Origin of the sequence: Sphingomonas mucosissima (assembly GCF_002197665.1) — a bacterium.
Classification (GTDB): domain Bacteria; phylum Pseudomonadota; class Alphaproteobacteria; order Sphingomonadales; family Sphingomonadaceae; genus Sphingomonas; species Sphingomonas mucosissima.
In genome coordinates this window covers 275,262-296,567 of record NZ_NBBJ01000003.1, presented here as the reverse complement: position 1 = coordinate 296,567, position 21,306 = coordinate 275,262, and the positions used below count along the sequence as shown (strand labels likewise).

The 21,306-nt window shown below is 65.6% G+C and carries 20 protein-coding genes; 11 read left to right on the top strand and 9 right to left on the bottom strand.

Going from position 1 to position 21,306, the window contains the following annotated elements:
* Window positions 1-144: 144 nt before the first annotated feature.
* From SPMU_RS11145 to SPMU_RS11130, 3 genes are all read right to left on the bottom strand, one after another.
* A complete protein-coding gene (locus SPMU_RS11145) occupies window positions 145-789 on the bottom strand; it encodes an outer membrane protein (protein WP_169715695.1) in 645 nt (214 codons plus the stop codon).
* 439 nt (window positions 790-1,228) lie between these two features.
* On the bottom strand, window positions 1,229-2,008 hold the full coding sequence (locus SPMU_RS11135) for an SDR family oxidoreductase (protein ID WP_088333943.1): 780 nt from the start codon (window positions 2,006-2,008) through the stop codon (window positions 1,229-1,231).
* A 257-nt stretch (window positions 2,009-2,265) separates the two neighbouring features.
* Complete coding sequence (locus tag SPMU_RS11130; RefSeq protein ID WP_088333942.1) at window positions 2,266-3,660, bottom strand: methyl-accepting chemotaxis protein; 1,395 nt, start codon at window positions 3,658-3,660, stop codon at window positions 2,266-2,268.
* A 294-nt stretch (window positions 3,661-3,954) separates the two neighbouring features.
* Here SPMU_RS11130 and SPMU_RS11125 point away from each other — a divergent pair, with 294 nt between their 5' ends.
* Together SPMU_RS11125 and SPMU_RS17095 are read left to right on the top strand one after the other, a co-directional pair.
* A complete protein-coding gene (locus tag SPMU_RS11125; RefSeq protein ID WP_140418457.1) occupies window positions 3,955-4,293 on the top strand; it encodes a hypothetical protein in 339 nt (112 codons plus the stop codon).
* Window positions 4,294-4,338: 45 nt separating this feature from the next.
* Window positions 4,339-4,635, top strand: a complete 297-nt coding sequence (locus SPMU_RS17095; protein WP_211275776.1) for a hypothetical protein — start codon at window positions 4,339-4,341, stop codon at window positions 4,633-4,635.
* A gap of 128 nt (window positions 4,636-4,763) precedes the next feature.
* On the opposite strand, the gene SPMU_RS11115 is transcribed toward SPMU_RS17095, so the two are convergent.
* Both SPMU_RS11115 and SPMU_RS11110 read right to left on the bottom strand, forming a co-directional pair.
* Window positions 4,764-5,318, bottom strand: a complete 555-nt coding sequence (locus SPMU_RS11115) for a TspO/MBR family protein (RefSeq protein ID WP_088333940.1) — start codon at window positions 5,316-5,318, stop codon at window positions 4,764-4,766.
* Window positions 5,315-5,557 (bottom strand): glutaredoxin domain-containing protein, encoded by a 243-nt coding sequence (locus SPMU_RS11110; RefSeq protein ID WP_088333939.1) that lies wholly within the window; start codon window positions 5,555-5,557, stop codon window positions 5,315-5,317. The genes SPMU_RS11115 and SPMU_RS11110 overlap by 4 nt, the downstream gene beginning before the upstream one ends.
* Window positions 5,558-5,775: 218 nt before the next feature.
* On the opposite strand from SPMU_RS11110, the gene dinB reads away from it, so the two are divergent.
* Window positions 5,776-6,864, top strand: coding sequence for a DNA polymerase IV (dinB, locus tag SPMU_RS11105; RefSeq protein WP_088334125.1), 1,089 nt, complete (start codon window positions 5,776-5,778; stop codon window positions 6,862-6,864).
* 88 nt (window positions 6,865-6,952) lie between these two features.
* Here the strand turns inward: dinB and SPMU_RS11100 are convergent, their stop codons facing one another.
* A complete protein-coding gene (locus SPMU_RS11100) occupies window positions 6,953-7,468 on the bottom strand; it encodes a GNAT family N-acetyltransferase (protein ID WP_088333938.1) in 516 nt (171 codons plus the stop codon).
* A gap of 171 nt (window positions 7,469-7,639) precedes the next feature.
* Here SPMU_RS11100 and SPMU_RS16930 point away from each other — a divergent pair, with 171 nt between their 5' ends.
* The 6 genes from SPMU_RS16930 to SPMU_RS11070 all read left to right on the top strand — a co-directional run bounded on the left by SPMU_RS16930 (window position 7,640) and on the right by SPMU_RS11070 (window position 14,769).
* Complete coding sequence (locus SPMU_RS16930) at window positions 7,640-7,816, top strand: hypothetical protein (RefSeq protein ID WP_169715694.1); 177 nt, start codon at window positions 7,640-7,642, stop codon at window positions 7,814-7,816.
* 137 nt (window positions 7,817-7,953) lie between these two features.
* Window positions 7,954-8,757: an SDR family NAD(P)-dependent oxidoreductase gene (locus SPMU_RS11090; protein ID WP_088333936.1), complete on the top strand. Its 804-nt coding sequence runs from the start codon at window positions 7,954-7,956 to the stop codon at window positions 8,755-8,757.
* 64 nt (window positions 8,758-8,821) lie between these two features.
* Entirely contained in the window at window positions 8,822-9,355 is a 534-nt protein-coding gene (locus SPMU_RS11085) for a (2Fe-2S)-binding protein (RefSeq protein ID WP_088333935.1), read from the top strand.
* Window positions 9,352-10,365, top strand: a complete 1,014-nt coding sequence (locus SPMU_RS11080) for an FAD binding domain-containing protein (RefSeq protein ID WP_088333934.1) — start codon at window positions 9,352-9,354, stop codon at window positions 10,363-10,365. The genes SPMU_RS11085 and SPMU_RS11080 overlap by 4 nt, the downstream gene beginning before the upstream one ends.
* Before the next feature lie 10 nt (window positions 10,366-10,375).
* On the top strand, window positions 10,376-12,643 hold the full coding sequence (locus SPMU_RS11075) for a xanthine dehydrogenase family protein molybdopterin-binding subunit (RefSeq protein WP_088333933.1): 2,268 nt from the start codon (window positions 10,376-10,378) through the stop codon (window positions 12,641-12,643).
* 344 nt (window positions 12,644-12,987) lie between these two features.
* Window positions 12,988-14,769: a putative bifunctional diguanylate cyclase/phosphodiesterase gene (locus tag SPMU_RS11070; protein WP_088333932.1), complete on the top strand. Its 1,782-nt coding sequence runs from the start codon at window positions 12,988-12,990 to the stop codon at window positions 14,767-14,769.
* A 66-nt stretch (window positions 14,770-14,835) separates the two neighbouring features.
* Here SPMU_RS11070 and SPMU_RS11065 read toward each other — a convergent pair whose 3' ends face one another.
* Window positions 14,836-16,266, bottom strand: coding sequence for a L,D-transpeptidase family protein (locus SPMU_RS11065; RefSeq protein WP_245833108.1), 1,431 nt, complete (start codon window positions 16,264-16,266; stop codon window positions 14,836-14,838).
* A 207-nt stretch (window positions 16,267-16,473) separates the two neighbouring features.
* On the opposite strand from SPMU_RS11065, the gene SPMU_RS11060 reads away from it, so the two are divergent.
* A complete protein-coding gene (locus tag SPMU_RS11060) occupies window positions 16,474-16,929 on the top strand; it encodes a DUF4019 domain-containing protein (RefSeq protein WP_088333930.1) in 456 nt (151 codons plus the stop codon).
* A gap of 15 nt (window positions 16,930-16,944) precedes the next feature.
* Here the strand turns inward: SPMU_RS11060 and SPMU_RS17400 are convergent, their stop codons facing one another.
* The gene (locus SPMU_RS17400; protein WP_169715693.1) at window positions 16,945-19,155 is read right to left on the bottom strand and encodes a calcium-binding protein; all 2,211 of its coding nucleotides are present in this window, start codon (window positions 19,153-19,155) and stop codon (window positions 16,945-16,947) included.
* 195 nt (window positions 19,156-19,350) lie between these two features.
* The gene (locus SPMU_RS11050) at window positions 19,351-20,607 is read right to left on the bottom strand and encodes a D-amino acid dehydrogenase (RefSeq protein WP_088333928.1); all 1,257 of its coding nucleotides are present in this window, start codon (window positions 20,605-20,607) and stop codon (window positions 19,351-19,353) included.
* Window positions 20,608-20,803: 196 nt separating this feature from the next.
* Between SPMU_RS11050 and SPMU_RS11045 the strand changes: the two genes are divergently transcribed.
* On the top strand, window positions 20,804-21,244 hold the full coding sequence (locus SPMU_RS11045) for an Lrp/AsnC family transcriptional regulator (protein WP_088334124.1): 441 nt from the start codon (window positions 20,804-20,806) through the stop codon (window positions 21,242-21,244).
* The last annotated feature ends 62 nt before the right edge of the window (window positions 21,245-21,306 follow it).

The window sequence follows — 21,306 nt, the reverse complement described above, 5'->3', positions numbered from 1 at the left end:
CCGCGAGGATCAGCCTGGTTGACGGGTGTAACAGCTACGCTGAGCCATCAAAAACCGTGATCATGGCGAAGAATATGTCCGCCGCGCGCGGGTCTAGCTGCCGAGAGAAAGGCAGCGCGCCCGTATTGGCGCGCTGCCATCATATCAGAAGCGGAAACCCACGCCCGCTACGATTTGGTGGCGCTCCAGGTCAAAGCTGCCGAACGCTTCGCCGTCGCCCACGCGCTCATCCGCGTAGTTCGTGTAAACGTACTCGAGCTTGCCGTAGACGTTGCGGCTCATCATCACCTCGCCGCCGGCGCCCAGATGAAAACCGTCGAAGTCACCCTTCAGGCGGAAGTTGTCTTCCGGATATGCGGGGTCCTCATAGGATGCGATCATTCGCCCATTGGAGTAACCACCTTTGAGGTACACCATGCCGCGGGTCATGACGAAGCCGACACGGGCGCCGGCCGTGATGTTGCGGCCAGCCTTGATGCACGCGCGATCACCCACGGTGACGACCTGGCAGTCCTTGACGCTCGAATCCTCGATCCCGCCGTACAAACCGATCAGGGTCGGACCTGCCGTAACGAGGTCGTAACCCGCCTCGATCCCGTAGGCGACGCCACTCTTGCCCTCTTTCTCTGTCAGCGAGCCATCTTGGTCGCCGAAGGTCTGCTCGAGCACCGGACGGTCCCAACCAACGCGAGCCTCGACGCGGGCGCCTGAGGTTACGGGAGCGGCGGTCTGAGCGACGGCAGGCGCGGCAATGGCAAGCGCAAGCGCGCTCGCAACGATATACTTCATGTTACCCCTTTGCATGACCCGGATTGGGTTTGCGGCCAGTAACGGTGACCCGCCAAACAAACAATGACGTTTCGAGACATTAAGATGTGACCTATGCGCAACTTGCGAGTATCAAGCGAGTATCGAGCATTGGCTTCATCTTGCTTCACGCGCGTATCCGCCCCTTTCTGGCCACCGCAGGGGAGCGGCCCGTCAACGCACCCGATATGCAGCCTGACGGCTGGCAGGCGATCATTGACGCTTATCGCCGTCGTGCCGAGCCAAGTCTTGGCCAGTTGAAGCTGACGTCTGCCTTTCACCCACTTACGGTCGTTCACGAGCGCCGAGGCTGATTCCGGAACCGGACCCGCTGGAAACTTTCGGCCACTCCGCCGATCCCCGCGGGCTCGCCATCATCGCGCCCGAATGTCGGGCGTGGCGCATCGGGCCGCCCTCACCATCAGCCGGGCGATGCCGCGGCGCCGGCTAGCAGCCCGCCGTCGATATTCACTTCGGTGCCGGTGACGTAGGTCGCCTCGTCCGAGGCCAGCAGCACCGCGATCGCCGCCACTTCATCCGGCATCCCGAAGCGCCGCAACGGCGTATCGGCAACCAGCGTTTGCATCTTTGCGTCTCGATCCGGGCCGTCGCCCAGCATCGGCTCCCAGATGGGCGTTAGGATCGCCGCCGGATGGACCGAGTTGCAGCGGATTTTCCAGCCTTGTTGCGCACAGTAAAGCGCCACCGTCTTGCTGTGGTTGCGGATCGCGGCCTTGGACGACGCATAAGCCGCCGCCCCGGGGATGCCGACGAGGCCCGAGCGCGACGAAATGTTGATGATCGAGCCCGTTCCTGCCGCCTTCATCGCGCCGATTGCATAGCGACAGCCAAGGAACGTCCCGTCAAGGTTCACCTGGTGAACGGCCCGCCAGTCCGCAAGGCTCGCGTGTTCCGGATCATGCGCCACCATCCCCGCTTCGAACCCGGTCACGCCGGCGTTGTTGACGACAACATCGGCGACAGGAACGATGCCGGCCAATCGCAACCAATCGGCTTCCTCGCGCACATCGAGCGCCACGAACCGGCACCCGATGTCGGCCGCCGTCGCCGCTCCGGCCTCTTCGTCGATGTCGGTCACGATCACCGCCGCGCCTTCGTCATGGAAGCGCGCTGCAATGGCGCGTCCGATCCCACGCGCAGCGCCGGTAACGACGCACGTCTTGTTCTTCAGTCTTTGCATGATGTTCTCGAAAATGAAGTCCAGTTCCGCGGATCGCTCCGCTAGCCGATGCTTTGCCGCCGTTAGCGGTGACGCTGGATCATTTCAAAAACTCCCGAGAACGGGCTGACGCTAGGTCATCCGTCTCAGTGCCGCAACATCTCAGGTGCCGAGGTGTTCGGGAAAATATCGTGCTCTGTGGCCGCCGTTAGAACGCTGGAGGCCCGTGAAGCAGCGGGCGTCCGGCTACGCCCGCCTGCTCCCGGTGATACCCGCGCCTAGAAGGTCGCCCAGTCATCATGCGCCAATTCGCGGTCCGCGGCGCGGCCAGCGGCGCCGGAGACCTTGCTGCGCGGCACGAAGCTGACGGGTGCGCTGGCGTGGCGCGTGGGGGCAGTGCGGCTCGCCGGCCGGCCGCGGCCGGTTTCGAACTTGGACGCCTGCTCAGCCAGCATCTCCACCTCGCCAGCGAGCGTACGCGCCGCCGCCGAGGTTTCTTCAACCATCGCGGCATTCTGCTGCGTCGCCTGGTCCATCGCCTGGATTGCGGTCGACACCTCGGTGATGGCGGCAGATTGCGCGTGATTGTCGGTGGCGATCTGGCCGAGCAGCGCATGGACTTCGCCCACGTCGCCGGAGATTTCGGCAAGCGCCAGGTCGACCTTCTGCACCATGCCCACCGCCGAAACGATGTCGGTCTGCGTGGCGGTCAACTGGTCGCGGGCGCGGCCGGCCTCTTCCTCCGCGCGCATCGCCAGCGCGCTGACGAGGTCGGCGACCACCGCAAAGCCGCGGCCCGCCTCGCCGGCGCGGCCGGCCTCGACCGCCGCGTTCATCGCGAGGACGCGGGTCTGGAACGCGATCTTGTCGAGCCCCTCGATCACGCTGTCGATGCCTTTCGCGCTGTCGTTGACGCGCGCCATTGCCTGCATCGCTTCGTCGGCGATGGTCCGCCCACCCTGCACGGTGGCGATCGCGCCATCCGCACGCTCGACGGTGCGGCCAGCGGCGGCGGCGGTGGCCTTCAGCCGGCCGTCCATCTGCGTCACCGCTGCCGAGGTTTCCTCCAGGCTGGCGGCATTCGCTTCGGTGCGGCGCGCAAGGTCTTCAGAGGCATGGGCAATCTCGCCCGAACCGGTACGGATGGCATCGGTCGTCTCGCCCACTGCGCCGATCAGCCCACGCAGCGATTCCAGCGCCGCGTTGAAGTTCGTCTTCAGCTCGGCATAGCTGCCGGGGAAGTCGCCGGTGATGTCACCCGACAGATCGCCGTGCGTCAGTCGGCCAAGAGCAGTGCGCAGCATGGCGACCACTTCGTCCTGTTCCTTGGCAGAGCGGATCTGTTCCTGCGCGGTGTCGCGAAAGGTGAACATCGCGCGCGTCATCCGGCCCACGCAATCCTTGTATTCGGTATAAGCGATTGGGCTGTTCAGATCGCCGGCGGCCAGCGCCTCCATGCGAACTACGGTATTTACGTAAGGATCGCAGATTGCCTTGCGGAACTGATGCGCCAGCAACGCGCCCATCAGGGTCGCGATCAACCCCACCGCTGCTATCCACCAGTCCCCCCGCAGCAACGCGATGACGGTCAGGCTGCCAGGAAGCGCGAGAAGCGACCCGAACGCGATCAGCGTCTTCTTCCTGATGGGTGCTTCAGCTTCAAACCAACGCATGTGTTATTCCCCGGGCCGCATCGGAGGCGGCAGTGTCGTTCCCTTGCAAAGCCATAGTAGGAGGATTGGCTGGTTAATTGACGTGAACGGTTCGCGAGCGGCTGCTGCTCTCCACGGCACACAGGTGAATACCGCGGTTTTTCAACGATTTCGGCACATACGTATTTTCCGCAGAAATAATATGTCACAATCATCGACTGAGTCGATCAGGGTATGCTGCATTGATCGAACCGGCCGATCGGGTCTTTTCTGATCATGATGGTGGGTTTGGAAAGAGTATCATACATCGGGCACATGCGGCTTCGCAGCATCATCCGCGCATTGGCGCTCCTTACTTTGGGCATGATGATGTTCGTGCGCACGGGGCCGCTCTGCGAGACCATGGCCATCGCTGCGCCGCCAGTGGCCAGCCACGTGTCGATAGCGGACTGTGAGCGGTCCGCACCTGCCCGTGGCACGCAGCGTGAGGTCGGGCTTGGCGCTTGTGCCGGTGCCTGCGTGGCGACGGAGACGGATCGTCTGTTTGTCGCCGCCGCTGCAGTGCCGACGCTCGTCATACCCGCGGCCGCGGAGCATCCCGCGCTCCAGGGCCGGACCGACCGGCCTGTGCCGCCGCCTCCCCGAACAGCGTGATCACCGGATAAAGACCATGATCACGCAAGCTCAAGGAATACATACATGAAGATGATCAAGTTCATCGGCGTGGCCGCGGTGCTGGCGCTCGCCCCCGCTACCGCGTTCGCGGCGCCTGATTGCGCCGCTGGCAAGGCATGCTGCAAGGACGGAGCCGACTGCTGCAAGCAGGGCAAGACGCAAGGCTGCGCTGACATGAAGAAGGACGGCGATCACGCCGGGCACAACATGTCGGGCATGGAACAGGGCGGCGAGCACGCCGGCCACGACATGGCGGGCGCGGCGAGTCATGGCGGGCACGCCGGTCACGACATGGCCGGCATGGCGACACCCGAGAAGTAACCCCGGCGGCGGGGGTGCCCCCGCCGTTCCGGTGCTGTTGGGTGTCGCGGGGAGCCGCTACTCGCCTTGGCCCCAGAGTCAGCGATCGTTCTTTAGGGCAGCGGGTTAGTGCTCGCCTGCCGTCGCGATCAGGCGCCGGCCGATTGCGCCGGATCGGCGTCTTGGCGCACGCCGCCGTTCCACTGCCACACCTGCTCGGCCAGGATAGTGGCAAAGCCGACCCACGCGACGAACGGCACGCCCAGCAGCGCCGCCGGGCGATCGAGCTTTGCTGCGGAGGCGACATAGCCCGCGCCGCTCGCCACCATCGCGCCCGACGCAATCGCGCTCGCGCCAAGCGCGCGCTTGCGAAAGAAAAGCTCCGTCCAGCCGCCGATCATGCCGGTGTTGAGGAGCCACAACCCGATGGCCAGGTTACGCTGCGCGCCCGGCGGCTGGCGCAGCAGGCGATAGCCGCCCACAGCCAGGCCGGTTTCCAGCGTCGGCCAGACCGCGCCAAAGGCGGCATCGGGCGGGGTGAAGCCGGGTTTGTCGAGCCGCTTGTACCAGGCACGGGTGCGAGGGTGAGACCGGTCGGGCGCGTTGCGCCTCCCCAGCAGTGCGCTTGCGCCCAGCACGCCAGCGACGATCGCGGCGGCAGCCGGTCGGGGGAGGCCGGCCTTGGAGGTGACAGCCGCGCTCATGCGGCCAGATACCGTTCCAGATCGTCGCTCCCGCCGATCCGCTCGCCGCCGATGAACACCTGCGGCGTCGTTGCCACGCCATGTTCGTTCTTGAACGCGTCCACCTCCTCACGCGTTGAAAGCAGGCGGTCGTCGACGTGGTAGCCGGCGCCTTCCAGCATCTGCTTGGCGCGCACGCCAAAGGGGCACGTGTGATCGGGCAGGACCATGCGGTACAGGATCGCGTTCTTGTCGGGCATGAATACTCCATCTTGCCGGATCCATGCGTCCGGCCCTTGGTGTGACGATGCGGCCGATGCGGCGTCCGTCATGGTCACAGCGCGGCACGAGCGGCGTCGTTCCACGATATAGTGTCGGAATGCTGCGGCAATGCGTCAGCCCGGCGCCCTGCCGGGGTGATCCGCTGTTCCGTTTGTGTTCTCCCGCTGCTACATGAGGCGCCATGGACGCGGACGGCATGGAAGCTGGATCGATACGAAAGATCATCCATGTCGACATGGACGCCTTTTTCGCGTCGGTGGAGCAGCGCGACGATCCGGCGCTGCGCGGGCGGCCCGTGGCGGTCGGCCATGCCGCGGCGCGCGGGGTGGTGGCGGCAGCGAGCTATGAGGCGCGCGCCTTTGGCGTCCGCTCGGCGCTTCCCTCGGTCACTGCACTGCGCCGCTGCCCGGACCTTGTTTTCGTGCGGCCCCGTTTTGACGTGTACAAGGCCGTGTCGCGTCAGATCCAAGCGATCTTCGCCGAGTACACCGATCTCATCCAGCCGCTGTCGCTTGACGAGGCCTATCTGGACGTGACGGCGAACCGCGCCGGCCTCCCCACCGCCTGGGCCACCGCAAAGGCGATCCGCGCGCGCATCCTGGCGGAAACCGGCCTCACTGCGTCCGCCGGCATCAGCTACAACAAGTTTCTCGCCAAGCTCGCCTCCGATCACCGCAAGCCGAACGGCCAGTTCGCCGTGACGCCGGACATGGGGCCGGCCTGGGTCGAGACCCTCCCGGTCGCGCGCTTCCACGGCGTCGGGCCGGTAACCGCGGCAAAGATGAAGCGGCTGGGCATCGAAACCGGCGCTGATCTGCGCGCCAAGTCGCTAGCATTTCTGGAGCAGCATTTCGGCAGTTCGGCCGGCTGGTACCACGCCATTGCGCGCGCCGAGGATCATCGCCCGGTGAACCCCAACCGCGTGCGCAAATCCTCCGGCTCCGAAACCACGTTCAACCGCGATCTGACCGAGCCGGCCGAGATCGAGGCCGGCGTGCTGCTCATGGCAGACGATGTCTGGGAATGGTGCGAAAAGGCGCAAGCCTTCGGCCGCACGGTGACGGTGAAGATCAAGTTCCAGGATTTTCGCCTGATCACCCGCAGCCGCAGTCATGCGGGCGCGATCGCCGACCAGGCGCTGCTGCGCCAGGCCAGCCTCGACCTCGTCCGCTCGATCTACCCGCCCGATACGGGGATCCGGCTGGTCGGCGTCACCGTCTCTAATTTCGATGTGCCAGCCCCGGAAGCGGCACCGGCGCTCCCGCTGTTCGGCGCCGCGTCCTGAGCGCCTCTACACGTCGAGGTGGGCGGCTTGGTTCGGCGGAGGCCATGGTGGCGCTGATCGCCAGGGCGCGGACTGGGCGCAGGGCCGTTCAGCCGATCGCCCGTGTCATCCAGCGCGCAGCCGGACCGTAGGACGCTACCTTTGCGGCAAGCGCTGGGGTGCATGGCGCCTCGGCAAAGCCCAGCATGCGCCAATAATCGGCGGCGCCTTCGACCGCGATCAGCTCGGCGCGAGAAAGGTTGAGGTCGCTCGCCAGCGCAAACGCCTCCCGTACCAGCCGGCTGCCTATCCCCGTGCCGCGTCCAACTGACGCAACGGCGAGATCGTGAATGAACAGCACCTCGCTCGCCGCCCGGCGCGGCAGGACCGTTCCGACCGGGGGCGGCGCCTCGCCTGGCCAGCCGTGCGCCAGGAGATAAGCGATCAGCGTTTCCCCGCGCACGGCGGCAAGACAGCACGACGCGGCAATCTTCAGCCGGCTCAGAAACGCTGCCTCATCCTCGCACAGAAACGCCGGATAGCTTGCCGCCTGGATCGCAAGCGCGGCGGGAAGATCCGCGGGGCCGAGCGAGCGGATGGAAACGGCGGGATCGGTCGGCGGCATGGCTGTGCATAACCTGTGGAGAAAGGGGCGAACAAGCTGTGGGGGCCGCTGTGAACAAGCGGTGACGATCTTGTGGGAAAGCTGTGCGTGACGCTGTGGAAAACTTGTGGACGGCTCGATCTCGGACCCGGCGACCGCCCGGGGAGTTGATGATCCGGAATGGAGGACGTGATGCAGGACAACAACAACGCAGACGACAAGCAGCAGGCGGAAAACCATGCCGGCGAAACCCGGCCGCAACAGGGCGGGGAAGGCGGCACCACGCGTTTCGGCATGGAGGACGGTGACAACACAGACGTGCCGGCCACCGGGCTCGACCCGGACGCGCAATCCAAGCCGCCCGCCTGAGCTCCGAGCCATCGCGCTGGCCGGGGATGTGGCTTGGGGAAGAGCGGCGGGAAGGGATTGAACAACCGCAGGTCTTGCGCAGCCTTTAGCCCGCTCGCCCGTTCGGGTCGGACAACATTCAAGCGAAAGACCCTGCAATGAGCGATACCACCGGCAACCCCGCCGCACGCCCCTTTGCGGTCGTCACCGGCGGCTCGAACGGCATCGGACTGGAGCTGGCGCGCGAGCTGGGCGAGCGGGGGCATGACCTGCTGATAGCGGCAGAAGATGAGCAGCATCTGCGGGATGCCGCGGCGCAGCTTGCGTCCGGCGGCGCGCGGGTCGAAACCTATGCCGGCGATCTCGGCACGGCAGAAGCGGTCGAGGGACTGCATCGCGCGATTGGCGGGCGCCCGGTGGACGTGCTGTGCGTGAACGCCGGGATCGGGCTGGGCGGGCCGTTCGCGGAAACGGACCTCGCCACCGAGTTGCAGATGATCGACCTGAACGTGCGCGGCGCGGTGCACCTGACCAAGCTGGTGCTGCGCGACATGACGGCGCGGGACAGCGGGCGGATCCTGTTCACGTCATCCATTGCGGCCACCATGCCGGACCCGTTCGAGGCGGTTTATGGTGCCACCAAGGTGTTTCTGCGCTGGTTCGGCGAGGCGCTGCGCAACGAGCTGAAGGATACCGGGATCACGGTGACCGTACTGATGCCGAGCGTGACCGAGACCGATTTCTTCCACCGCGCCGACATGGACGACACGCGCGCCGGGCAGGCGAACAAGGATGATCCGGCGGTGGTCGCCAAGGCGGGTGTCGATGCGCTGATGGCGGGCAAGGACAAGGTGATCCCCACGCTGAAGAACAAGGTGGTGGGCGCGATCGCCGATGTCTTGCCGGACAAGGCCGCAGCGCAGATCCACCGCGGCCTTTCCGAGCCCGGTTCCGGCCGGTGAGCGGACAGGATCTGGAGAAGAACGGCCGCCTTATCGGCGGACATGGCCTGAAGGAGTCTCGTCCATGAACGAAGCCGTCACGCTGGATCGCGCCGCCGGGCAGCGGGTGGCCGCCGACCCGATCGGCACGCTGCCGCTGAACCTGACCATCAACGGCGAAGCGCGCACGCTTCAGGTGGAGCCGTGGACGAGCTTGCTCGACCTGCTGCGCGACAAGCTCGACCTCACCGGATCGAAAAAGGGCTGCGACCATGGCCAGTGCGGGGCGTGCACCGTGCTGATCGACGGCAAAAGGATGAACAGTTGCCTGAAGCTGGCGGTGACGCTGGACGGATGCGAGGTGACGACGATCGAGGGGCTGGGTGAGCCTGGCGCGCTCCACCCGCTGCAAGCCGCCTTCATCGAGCATGACGCGTTCCAGTGCGGCTATTGCACACCCGGGCAGATTTGTTCGGCGCAGGGCCTGATCAACGAGGGGCATGCGAAAACCCGCGACGAGGTGCGTGAGCAGATGAGCGGCAATCTGTGCCGCTGCGGCGCTTATACCAACATCGCCGACGCGGTGATCGAGGTGCTCCAAACGGAGAAGGGCGCATGATTCGCTTCGACTATCAGCGCCCCGATGCGACGAACGAGGCGATTGCGGCGGGGCGGGCCGAGCACGCCGCCTATCTCGCCGGGGGGACCAACCTCGTCGACTTGATGAAGGAGAATGTCGCGCGGCCGCTGCAGGTCATCGACATCAACCGGCTGCCGCTGAAGGCGATCGAGCCGCGCGAGGGCCGCGGGCTGCGGCTGGGGGCGCTCGCCAGCAATGCCGACACTGCCTATCATCCGGAGGTGCAGGCGCGCTATCCGCTGCTCGCCTCCGCAATCCTCGCTGGCGCCTCGCCGCAGTTGCGCAATGCGGCGACCAATGGCGGGAACCTCAACCAGCGCACGCGCTGTTATTATTTCTACGACGTCGACACGCCGTGCAACAAGCGCAGCCCCGGCGAGGGCTGCGGCGCGATCGGCGGGGTGAACCGCATCCATGCCATCCTGGGCACGAGCGACCAATGCATCGCAACCCATCCGTCCGACATGTGCATCGCACTCGCCGCACTGGAGGCGGAGGTGCAGGTGAGCGGGCCGGACGGCGAGCGCACCATCCCCTTTGCCGATTATCACCGCCTGCCCGGCGACGAGCCGTGGCGCGACAACACGCTCCGCCTCGGCGAACTCGTCACCGCCATCGACTTGCCGGCGGAAGGGTTCGCCAGCAACTACACGTATCTGAAGCTGCGCGATCGGTTGTCTTATGCCTTTGCGCTCGTCTCGGTCGCGGTCGGACTGAAGATGGAGGATGGCGAGATTGCGGAGGCGCGCGTGGCGCTGGGCGGCGTGGCGCACAAGCCGTGGCGCGTGCCCGAGGCGGAGCGGCTGCTACGCGGCGAGCGGCCGGGCGAGGAAGCGTTCCGCACCGTTGCCGAGGCGCTGCTGAAGGGCGCGCAGGGCCAGGGCGAGAATGATTTCAAGATCGGCCTTGCCCGCCGCGCGATCGTGCGCGCGCTGGCGCAAGCCGCCGCGGGCACGCCGCAATCGCAAACCGACAAGCGTATCGCCTGAGGAGCCTGCCATGAACGCTTCAGCCAAGATCGGCATCGGCTCATCCCTGTCCCGCGTGGACGGCGTGGAAAAGGTGACCGGGCGCGCGAAATATGCCGCCGAATACAATGTTTCGGGCCTGCTGCACGGCATGGCCGTCAATTCGCGGATCACCAAGGGCAAGATCCTGTCGATCGACGAGGCAGCGGCACGCGCGGTGCCGGGTGTGGTCGACGTGATCAGCCACCTCAACCGGCCGAAGCAGGCGTGGCTCGACCGCAGCTGGAAGGACGAGCTGTCGATCCCCGGCGAACCGTTCAAGGCGCTTCACGACGACACGGTCCTGTTCGCCGGCCAGCCGGTGGCGCTGGTGGTGGCCGAGACATTCGAGGCGGCGCGCTTCGCTGCCAGCCTGATCGAGGTGCGCTACGAGGAAGAAGCGCATAATGTCGATTTCGAAGCGTCGCTCGCGGAGAAGTTCACGCCATCGTACCTGAAGCGGCGCAACAATTATCACCCGCCCAAGAACCGCGGCGATGCGGAAGCGGCCTTTGCGGCGGCGCCGGTAAAGATGCACGGCGAGTATCACCTCGCCACCGAGCACCATAATCCGATGGAGATGCATGCTTCCACGGTGGAGTGGCACGGCGACGGCACGATCACCGTTTATGACAAGGTGCAGGGATCGCAGGGGACGCAGGCCTATCTCGCCAGCGCGTTCGGCCTCGGCAAAAAGAACGTGCGCGTCGTCAACGCCTATGTCGGCGGCGGCTTCGGATCGGGGCTGCGACCGCAATGGCAGGTACAGCTCGCCGTGATGGGCGCGATCCATCTGGAGCGTTCGGTGCGCGTGGTGATGACGCGCCAGCAGATGTTCACCCATGCGCATCGGCCGGAATGCACCTATTCGATCAGCCTGGGCGCCGAGCCGAACGGCAAGCTCACCACGATGATCAACGACGCGACCACCTCCACCTCGCGCTTCGAGAGCAACATGGAGGACATCGTCGTCTGGGGCATGATGGGTTACGACTGCCCGAATGCCAGCGGCGAATATGCGATCGCGCCGCGCGACACCTACACCTCCGCCGACATGCGCGCGCCGGGCGCGGCGACGGGCATGACGCTGTTCGAGATCGCGATGGACGAAATGGCCTATGCGGCCGGTGTCGATCCGCTGGACTTCCGCCTCCTCAATTATTCGGAGGTGGATGCGATGAACGGCACGCCTTATACCTCCAAGGCGCTGCGCGAGGCGTACCAGGAAGGCGCGGCGCGCTTTGGCTGGGCTAAGAGATCGCCCGAGCCGCGATCGATGAAGGAAGGCCGCGAGCTGATCGGCTGGGGCGTCGCCACCGGCATGTGGGACGCGCAGTTCAGCAAGACGGCGGCGCGCGCGGTGCTGACCGCCGACGGCAAGCTGGAGGTCGCCTCCGCGAGCTCCGATATCGGAACGGGCACCTATACGGTGATGGTGCAGGTCGCCGCCGATACGCTGGGCCTGCCGCCCGAACAGATCACCGCGAAGCTGGGCGACAGCGACCTGCCCGAAGCGCCCGTCGAGGGCGGCTCCTGGGGCGCGGCGTCCACCGGCGCGGCGGTGCAGCTCGCCTGCCAGTCGGTGGCGAAGAAGCTGCTGTCGGCGGCGGACAAGCTGGAAGGCACGCCGTTTCGCGGTGTCAACGGGATCGAGGGGCTGGAATTCGCCGATGGCGCGATGATCCGGCGTGATAATCCGGACATTCGCGTGAGCCTGACCGAGGTGATGGCGGCGGCCGGGCTGGACCGGATCGAGGTGGAGGAAACCGCCAAGCCCGGCGTCCACGACATGGTGTCCATGGCGCGCAAGTCACGCAATACGCACAGCGCGATCTTCTGCGAGGTGCGCGTGGACGAGGAACTGAACCAGGTGCGCGTCACCCGCGTCGTGAATGCCGTCGCGGCGGGGCGGATCATCAACCCGAAAACCGCGCGCAGCCAGATCCTGGGCGGCGTGGTGATGGGCATGGGCATGGCGCTGCACGAGGAGACGTTCGCCGACCGGACGCTGGGCCGGTGGATGAACCACAATTACGCCGAATATCATGTGCCCGCGCATGCCGATGTGCACGATATCGACGTGATCTTCGTGCATGAGCCCGATCCCGAAGTGTCGCCGCTGGGCGTCAAGGGACTGGGCGAGATCGGGATTGTCGGCACGGCGGCGGCGATCGCCAACGCGATCTACCATGCCACTGGCAAGCGCGTGCGGGAGTTGCCGATCACCATCGACAAGCTGCTGGAAACGCCGGAGAGCTGAGGCGCGCGCGTGCCGGGAGGGGCGGGAGCCTGCGCTCCACCCCCGGGCCCGCCGAAATGATCGGTGCTCTGGCGGTCAGGGCGTGCGGGTGCAGGGGGAACGGCCAGTCTTTGCGTTCGCGCTCGTTCAGGCGCGCGGCGAACGTGTCACGGCTTCATTGCTTCCGTACGGGGGACGTTGTTTCGTCCAGTGGGCTGGCCGAATAAAAGCGGCCGGAGACCCGATGGAGGCTCACCCTGCTAAAATGAATCCTGGGGTCCGCATGCAGCAGCAGCGGTTCGGATGCGCCGAACAGCAGTAAACCGTTAATCGTGATCGGTTACGCTTGCTCCGAGGAGTTACCGATGCACGATTACCAGGAGGATGCGCGACTCGACGTTCTCCGGCAACTCAACTTGCTGGATACGCCGGCGAGCGAAAGCTTCGATCGGATCACGCGCATGGCAAGCCAGATCTTCGGCCTGCCCATTGCTGCCGTCTCGCTCACCGATCGTGACCGGCAATGGTTCAAGTCGCGCGTCGGCGTCGATCACTGCAGCATTCCGCGAGACAAGGCACCGTGCGCGGAAGTGGCCGAGACAACCAAGCCGCTGGTAATCAACGATTTTCTCGCCGATCCCGTTTATGCCGACAGCCTGCTGGCGCGCAACGGAACGCGTTTTTATGCCGGTGCCCCGCTGGTCACCAGTGATGGCTATGGCCTGGGATCGCTATGCGTTCTGGGCACCGAGCCGCGGCAGGCGTCGCCCCATGAGCTGCGGGCACTCACCGATCTTGCCGCCATCGTCATGGCGCAGATCGAGCTTCAGCATGCGTTCGGCCGAATCGATTCGGTCAGCGGCCTGCCCAGCCGCATTCAGTTCCGCGACGACCTGATCGATCTGGCGCGTGATCACCCCGGGGAAGAACGCTTTGCCGTTATCGTGGATCGCGCCAGCGACGATCAGATCGGCAAGATGGCACGCGTTCTGGGCAGCGGGCGCGTTGACGAGATGGTCCGCGAAGCTGCGCTGATGCTTCGTACGGCGCTGGGGCCGGATCGGATGATCTATCACGTCGGGGCGACACAATTCGCGTTCCTGTCCGGATCTGGCGTCGGACAGGAAGCCTATCTGCAGATGCTGCGAACCGCATGCACACAGTTCCGCGGCACCTCGTCCGTCCGCTTTGTCACCAGCGTGGCCATCGGCGTACGGCCCTTCACACTGGGCGTGGAATCGCCGGAGGACGTCCTGCGCGGTGCCATGAGCGCGGCCCAGGACGCGCGATCGACCGACGGGGGCGTGGGCCTGTTCTCCCCATCACGAGACAGCACACATCGCCGCCAGTATGGCCTGCTCACCGATTTCGGCGTGGCACTGGAAGCTACGGACCAACTGCGGCTCGTCTTTCAGCCGCGGCTCGATCTGGGCACCGGGCGCTGCGTCGGGGCCGAGGCGCTGCTGCGGTGGCGGCATCCCACCCTGGGCGAAATCTCGCCGGCCGAGTTCATTCCGATTATCGAGCAGACATCGCTGGCGCGCACCGTCACGCAGTGGGTGCTTGATGCCGCGCTCGATCAGTTGGCATGCTGGACAACGCAGGGCCTCGACCTGAAGCTTTCGATCAACATTTCGGCTGCCAACCTTGCCGAAGCGGATCTGGTCCAGCGCATTCAGCTTGCTTTGCTCAAGCGTCATCTGCGGCCGGACCAGCTGGAGATCGAGCTTACCGAAAGCGCGATCATGGATCAGCCGGATCAGGCGCTGGGCATGCTGCGCGAACTGGCGAAAACCGGCACCTGTATCGCCATCGACGATTTCGGCACCGGCCAGAGCAGCCTTGCCTATCTGCAGAAGCTGCCAGCAAATGTGGTCAAGATCGATCGGGCGTTCGTGAGTGATCTCATGGAGAGCCAGGGGCCGGACTTCGTGCTGGTCGAAACCATGATCGATCTCGGGCACAAGCTGGGGTACCGCGTGGTTGCGGAAGGGGTGGAAACCCCGGAGGCCGCTGCGATCCTCGCCAGTGCGGGGTGCGAGGAGGCTCAGGGGTTCCTGTTCGCCCGGCCGCTGGAAGCCGGGCAGTTCGACAGCTGGCTCGAAACCGACCGGGGCAACGGGTTACCGGACGTGCACGCCGCCTGAACATGATCCCCGACTTGCGCAGCCGCGTGCCGGTGAGATCATGCACGATCGGGTGTAGAGCCGAAGTTAGGGCCCGACATCCGCGGCGCCGGTCTTCACCCGCATCGATGCCGGCCCCTTGAAGCCCAGTGCTTCCGACACGCGGTCGTTCCAGCCATAGGGATCGTTGCGGACGATCGGCGCACCGGAATCGTCGAACAATACCGTCTGGTACAGCATGCGTACCGGGATCTGGCGCGGGAGCTTCACAAAGGTCTCCTTGCCGGTGGCGCGCGCCTTGTTCCATTCGTCGACCACGCCTTCCTGCTCGGCCAGCATTTGCGCGAAGCCGAGCGCGTCCTCGACACGAACGCAGCCGTGGCTGCGTGCGCGCTGCACCATGGCGAACAGCGGCTTGGCCGGGGTATCGTGCAGATAGATGGCGTGTTCGTTCTGCATGTCGAACTTCACCAGCCCGAGCGAGTTCTTGGGGCCTGGCTCCTGCACGATCCAGCCGTCCTTCCAGACCATGTTGTTGGCCTTGAGATAGCCCGGACCCTTGTTCGCGATCTCCTTTTCCTGGATCGAGCGCGGCACCGTCCAGGTCGGGTTGGCGACCAGGCGGAACATAGGGGAGCCAAGCTGCGGCGTTTCCGTGTCCGGCTCGCCCACCACCACGCGGCGGCTGTTGACCAGCTTGCCATCGCGCCAATAGCTGAGCCGCGCGGCGGCGACGTTCACGTCGATGCGGGTCTGCGGCGGGCTGCGTTCGAGCCAGCGCAGCCGCTCCATGTTCACCGCGATGGCGCGGGCGCGCATGTCATCGGACTGGTTGAGGATCGCCAGCGCCTCCGCGCCGATCACGCCATCCGATTCCATCCCGTAATCGGATTGCATCTTCTTCACCGCGGCAACCATCGCCGGGGTGTAGCGATCACCTTGCGCCGCGCCGGCATCGAGATAGTCGAGCGCGGCGAGCTGGCGCGCGATGTGCGGCACCCGCGGATCGGTGCTGCCCGGCTTGATGGCGTCGCCGGTGTCGGCAACGGCAGGCTGCGCCTGCGCCGGCTGCTTGCGCAATTCCAGATAGACTTGCGAGAGACGACGATAATTGGCGTCCTGCGGGGCGAGGCTGTTGAGCCATCCGGCCACGTCTTTGTTGGCGAGCGCTTGTTGCAGCCCGGCGCGCAGATCGCCCTCGGGGCGCGGCACCGTGTACACGTCGTACAGCTTGGTCGGGTCGGTCGCGCCGCGTGCGAGCGCGGCGGCATAAGCGAGCGCCGCCTGGGTCAGTGCCTCCTGGCCATCGCCCGCGATCGCGAATTGCTTGCCATCAAGGCCGTGCGCGGCGCGGTTGGCGATCGCCTTGCGCAGCTGGTCCGTGGTTTTTCCATCCCAGCTTGCATTCTGGCTGGCCTCAGCGTTGGATGTGGCGGCATTCTGTGCCGGCTGATCCTGAACGTTGCACCCTGCCAGCAGCGCAAGTGCCGACGCCGTTCCCACCCAATATTTACTCACATGCTACTCCCATGAACGATCATGGAACGCACCGGAACGCTGCATGCTCCGCAGCGTGCGACGAAGTTCTGCTGCTGGCGCGGGCGTGAGTGATGAAGGGGCTGTTCGATCGACCGAGCGCCGTGCGTTGCTGACGAGCGGGCCGCCCGATATATTCGCAACGTGCGCACATCGCGGGCGCCCCGGCCGAGTGGAGAGGTTCCGATCATGTCGTTTTTCATGACAGCGCTGGCGCTCGCGGCGCCTGGGCTGCATCAGGCGGCGCCGCCTGCCCCAAGCGCGGCACGGGTGCCTGCTGACGTTGGGGCGGCCGCCGACGCGGGCGAGAGCGAGGCCGTATCCGCGGCCGGGCGATGGATCGAATTGATCGATACCGGCCGGCTTGAGGAGAGCTGGCGTGCGGCAGCACCGATATTCAGGACCAAGCTCACTGCGGCGCAATGGCGCGAAATGGTGCAGGCAGCCCGCAAACCGTTCGGGGCGCCGGTGTCCCGCCGCCTGCGAAGCACGGCCAAGACAGCAACGCTGCCCGGCGTGCCCGACGGCAATTATCGCGTCCTCGCCTATCAGGCGCGCTTCACCAAGCGCGCGCACGCGATCGAGACGATTGTGCTGTCACGAGAGGCGGACGGCTGGCAGGTCAGCGGATATTTCATCCGCTGACCCGCGTGTAGCCGATCAGCCGATCAGATCAGGCTGCGCCAGGATGAAGTCACCTGCGGCGAGCATGTGCTGGCCGTTCAGCAGGATCGACATGTCCACCGAGGCGTCGCCGTCGATATCCACCTGGATCAGCGTGTCCTCGCCCAGTGAGCGGAAGCGAACTTCGCCGTTGCCCGCGCCGGTGAAGCCCTTGCGGCCCTGGAACGTCAGCGCGCCAAGGTTGAACAGGTCGATCACGTCCTCACCGCGGGTGAAATCGGTGATCGTGTCGCGGCCGGACAAATGGTCGGCATCCCAGACAAAAACGTCATGACCCGCGCCGCCGGTCAGGATATCCGCGCCCGCGCCGCCAGCGATCAGATCGTCACCGTCGCCGCCGTCGATCGTGTCCCGTCCGTCGCCGCCAAGCAGGATGTCGTCGCCGCCACCACCAAACAGTATGTCGTTGCCTGCCTCACCATATAGCTCGTCGTCTCCCTCGGCGCCGGACAGCGTGTCCGCGCCACCACCGCCAAAGAAGATCGCGCCGTCTTCATCGGCCGACATGATGTCGGCAAAGCGCGTGCCGATTACCCGATCAATTGCGGAAATGAAGCCATTGAACGAGGTTTCGTCAATGACGCGCGGCTCGGCCGAGCTAAAGAAATTGCCGCCCATAATTTGGCTGAGTTCTACGCCGTACTTCACCTGAGAAAAATCCAGGGTGTCGATGTTAGTGTCATTGTCTTGGATGTAGATCGTACCGCTCTTGATAATGAAAATATCTTCACCCCAGCCGCCATCGGCCTCAATTCTTCCGCCTTCGAAAATGATGACGTCGTCACCATTGTCACCCGCGACAATATCAACCTCACCTGCACGCGCGCCGCCAGTGCGGATCACGTCATTGCCGCCCCCGCCATACATCACCTCGCCACGCGCGGAGCCGGTCAGCCGGTCGTCGTGGACGCCGCCCCACACCTGCTCGATGCCGATCAGCCGGTCGCGCACTTCGTCGCCGACGCGCACCACGCCGCGACCGTTCTCGTTGAGGCGAACCTCGATCGCCACGTCGCTCTGCTGGTAATCCGCAACGTCGGCATTGCCTTCGCCGCCATCCAGGGTGTTGAAGCCATTGCCTGCGACGAGCCGGTCATTGCCCGCGCCGCCGCGCAGAATGTCGTCGCCTTCGCCGCCGATCAGCACGTCGTCGCCGCCGCCGCCGATCAGCACGTCATTGCCATAGCCGCCGTCAATGAAATCGCGCCCATCGCCGCCGCTCAGCCGGTCGGCGCGCACGCTACCAGCCATCACGTCCGATCCGCGCGTTCCGGCGCGCACGATGCCGGGCGTGTCGGCCAGCGATTCGACATAGCTCATAACGCCGGCGAGATTACTGCGGATCTGGTCGATATACATGTCGACCGGCAGGCTCACGCTGCCGCCGACCTGCCCCAGCAGCTCGCCCGTTGCCTGATCGATCACCAGCTGCGGCGAAAAGCCCTCGACGCCCAGGTCCTTGCGCAATGTCGCCTGCACCGCATCATCGGCGGAGACAGTGAAGATGTCGCCGCGCAGGCGGTAGGCATGTTCCTGCACCGCGGCTTCCGCGGTTGTTGCATAAACCCCGCGCGCCGCCTCGAAGAGCACGCTCTTCATGTCAAAGGCATCGCCGATCTGCTCCTGCACCCGCGTCAGCGTTCGCTGGAACAGCTGCGTCGGCCCGCACCAGAGCGCGCCGAAATCGACGATCGCGAGCTGGGTGGAGCGGGTGTCGAGCAGCATTTCGCTGCGCCCGCTCGAATTATGCACGACGAAATTGTCGATCCGGCCTTGCGAGAACTGGAAATCGGCGCGGTCCACCGTTTCAACAGGCGTCGTGGTGACGATCGGCGCCGTATCGCCGCCGACCGATGCGGTGGCGGTAAGCACCGGCGTGTTGCTCAGCAGGTAGTGGGGTACAAAGAAGCCGATTTCCCGGCCGCCGCCGCTGATGGTGACCTCAAGCACGATGGCGTAATCGCCTGCGGTGGCGACCATGGTGCGGGTGCCGTCGCTCTGCGTGTCCACGCTGGTGATCTCAAGGACTTGGTTGCCCAGGGTGAGGCTTACCGACTGGCCCGACTCCAGCCGGTCCGCGAGCACCAGGCCGATGTGGCTATAGTTGCGCACCGTTGGCGCGTAACGATTGTCATAGTCGAACGTCAGCGACACTACCTGCGGCGCTGCTTGTACCTCATCAGCCATGATTATTCCCCCCGTCGGGCCCGTTGCTGCGTCCATCACGGCAAGCCGGCCTGAATGCGACGCGCTATAGCCGCGTACGGGGAGTGCTCACTAGTCCTTTAATAAAAGTAAGTTTCGGCACGGCCTTTCCGCCGCGTTTCATTGTTGTACGCGTGCGGTTTGTCTTGATAACCGGCGCAAAGTGCTTGCCGTTCCTTATCCGCGGTAACGATCGAGCCCCAGCCCGGCGACCGGGATGGGCGGCGTTTCGCCCCCAATGATCGCCGCGATCACCGCCGCCGAGCCGCATGCCATGGTCCAGCCCAAGGTGCCGTGGCCGGTGCTGAGGAACAGATTGGGCAGCGCAGTGCCGCCGATGATCGGCGGGCCATCGGGCGTCATCGGGCGCAGACCGCTCCAGAAGCTGGTCGGCCCAGGCTGGGCGGCGCCCGGGAACAGATCGTTGAGCGAATGGAGCAAGGTGGCCTCGCGCCGGGCGGGCAGCGAATTGTCGTAGCCGGAAATCTCCGCCATGCCGCCGACGCGGATGCGGTCGCCCAGGCGGGTGATCGCGATCTTGTAGCTTTCATCGAGCAGTGTGGAGACGGGCGCCGCCGCCGGATCCGCGATCGGCACGGTGACCGAATAGCCCTTCACGGGATAAACGGGCAGGTGGATGCCGAGCGGGCGGACGAGCTGCGGCGAATGGCTGCCCAGCGCGACCAGATAGGCGTCGCCCTGGATCACGCCCGCATCGGTGCGAACGCCGGTGATGGCCGCTCCATTGCTGTCGATCCCGGCGATCGCCGTGGAAAAGCGGAACTCGACGCCGGTGCGCGCCAGATGATCGGCAAGGCGGGTGGTGAACAGGTGGCAATCGCCGGTCTCGTCGCCGGGCAGGCGCAAACCGCCGACGAAGCGATCGCTAGCGGCGGCCAGCCCTGGCTCGGCGCGCACGCACCCTTCGCGGTCCAGCAGCTCGAACGGCACGCCATAGGAGCGCAGCACGTCGACGTCCTTTGCGCTGCCCGCCAGCTGCTTGGCCGTGCGGAACAATTGCAGCGTGCCTTGCGTGCGCTCGTCATAAGCGATGCCGAGATCCCGGCGCAGCGCCCCCAGCTCGTCCCGGCTGAACTCGGCGAGGCCAACCATGCGGCTCTTGTTCAGCGCGTAGCGCGGCGCGGTGCAGTTGCGCAGCATCGCGGTGAGCCAGCGGAGCATCGCCATGTTCGGCTTGGGCCGCAGGATCAGCGGCGCGTGGTGCATCAGCAGCCAGCGGATCGCCTTTGCCGGAATGCCGGGCGCCGCCCAGGGGGAGGCATAGCCAGGCGAAACCTCGCCGGCGTTGGCGAAGCTCGTCTCCAGTGCCGCGCCGGGCTGGCGATCGACGACGACCACTTCATGGCCGGCGCGCTGGAGGTAATAAGCCGCGGTGACGCCGATCACGCCCGCGCCGAGGATTACGACCCTCATCGTGCCGCCGCCACATCCGCGGGTCGCCCGCCGCCCGTCACTTGTCGCCGCATTGCACGATCGATCATTGCCACGTTTCTCCCGCCCGCATCATGAATGAAGTGGTTGCGGATTTGTGACCGAATCTGCGACAGGAAGCTGCTACATGCGCGCAATCTTCGCAGTTCCTGCGAACGCCCAACAGGAATCTAGCGAGATGCCCGACGCGGTCGACCGGCGTATCCTCAACCAGCTGCGGCTCAACGCACGGATCACCAACAGCGCGCTGGCGCGTGAGGTCGGCTTGTCGGAATCGGCATGCCTGCGGCGGCTGAAGCTGCTGGAGAAAAGCGGCGTGATCCGCGGCTATACCGCCGTCATCGCCGGCAGCGATCCCGACGAAGGCACGGTGGCGCTGGTGCAAGTGGAGCTAGAGCGGCAGACGGAGGAATACCTCACCCGCTTCGAAGCGGCGATGCGCAAACATGCCGAGATCCGCGAATGGTATCTGCTGACGGGCGACGGCGATTATCTGCTGCGGCTGCAGATCACCGACATGGATCATTACGCGCGCTTTCACCGCGACGTGCTGTCGCGGCTGCCCGGCGTGTCGCGGATTACCTCCAGCTTTGCGATGCGCAGCAACCGCAAGCCTTGAGGGCGGCGGTGGATCGCGCCATGGCATCCGCGGTACCGGCCATGGTCGGCGGGTGCTGCAGG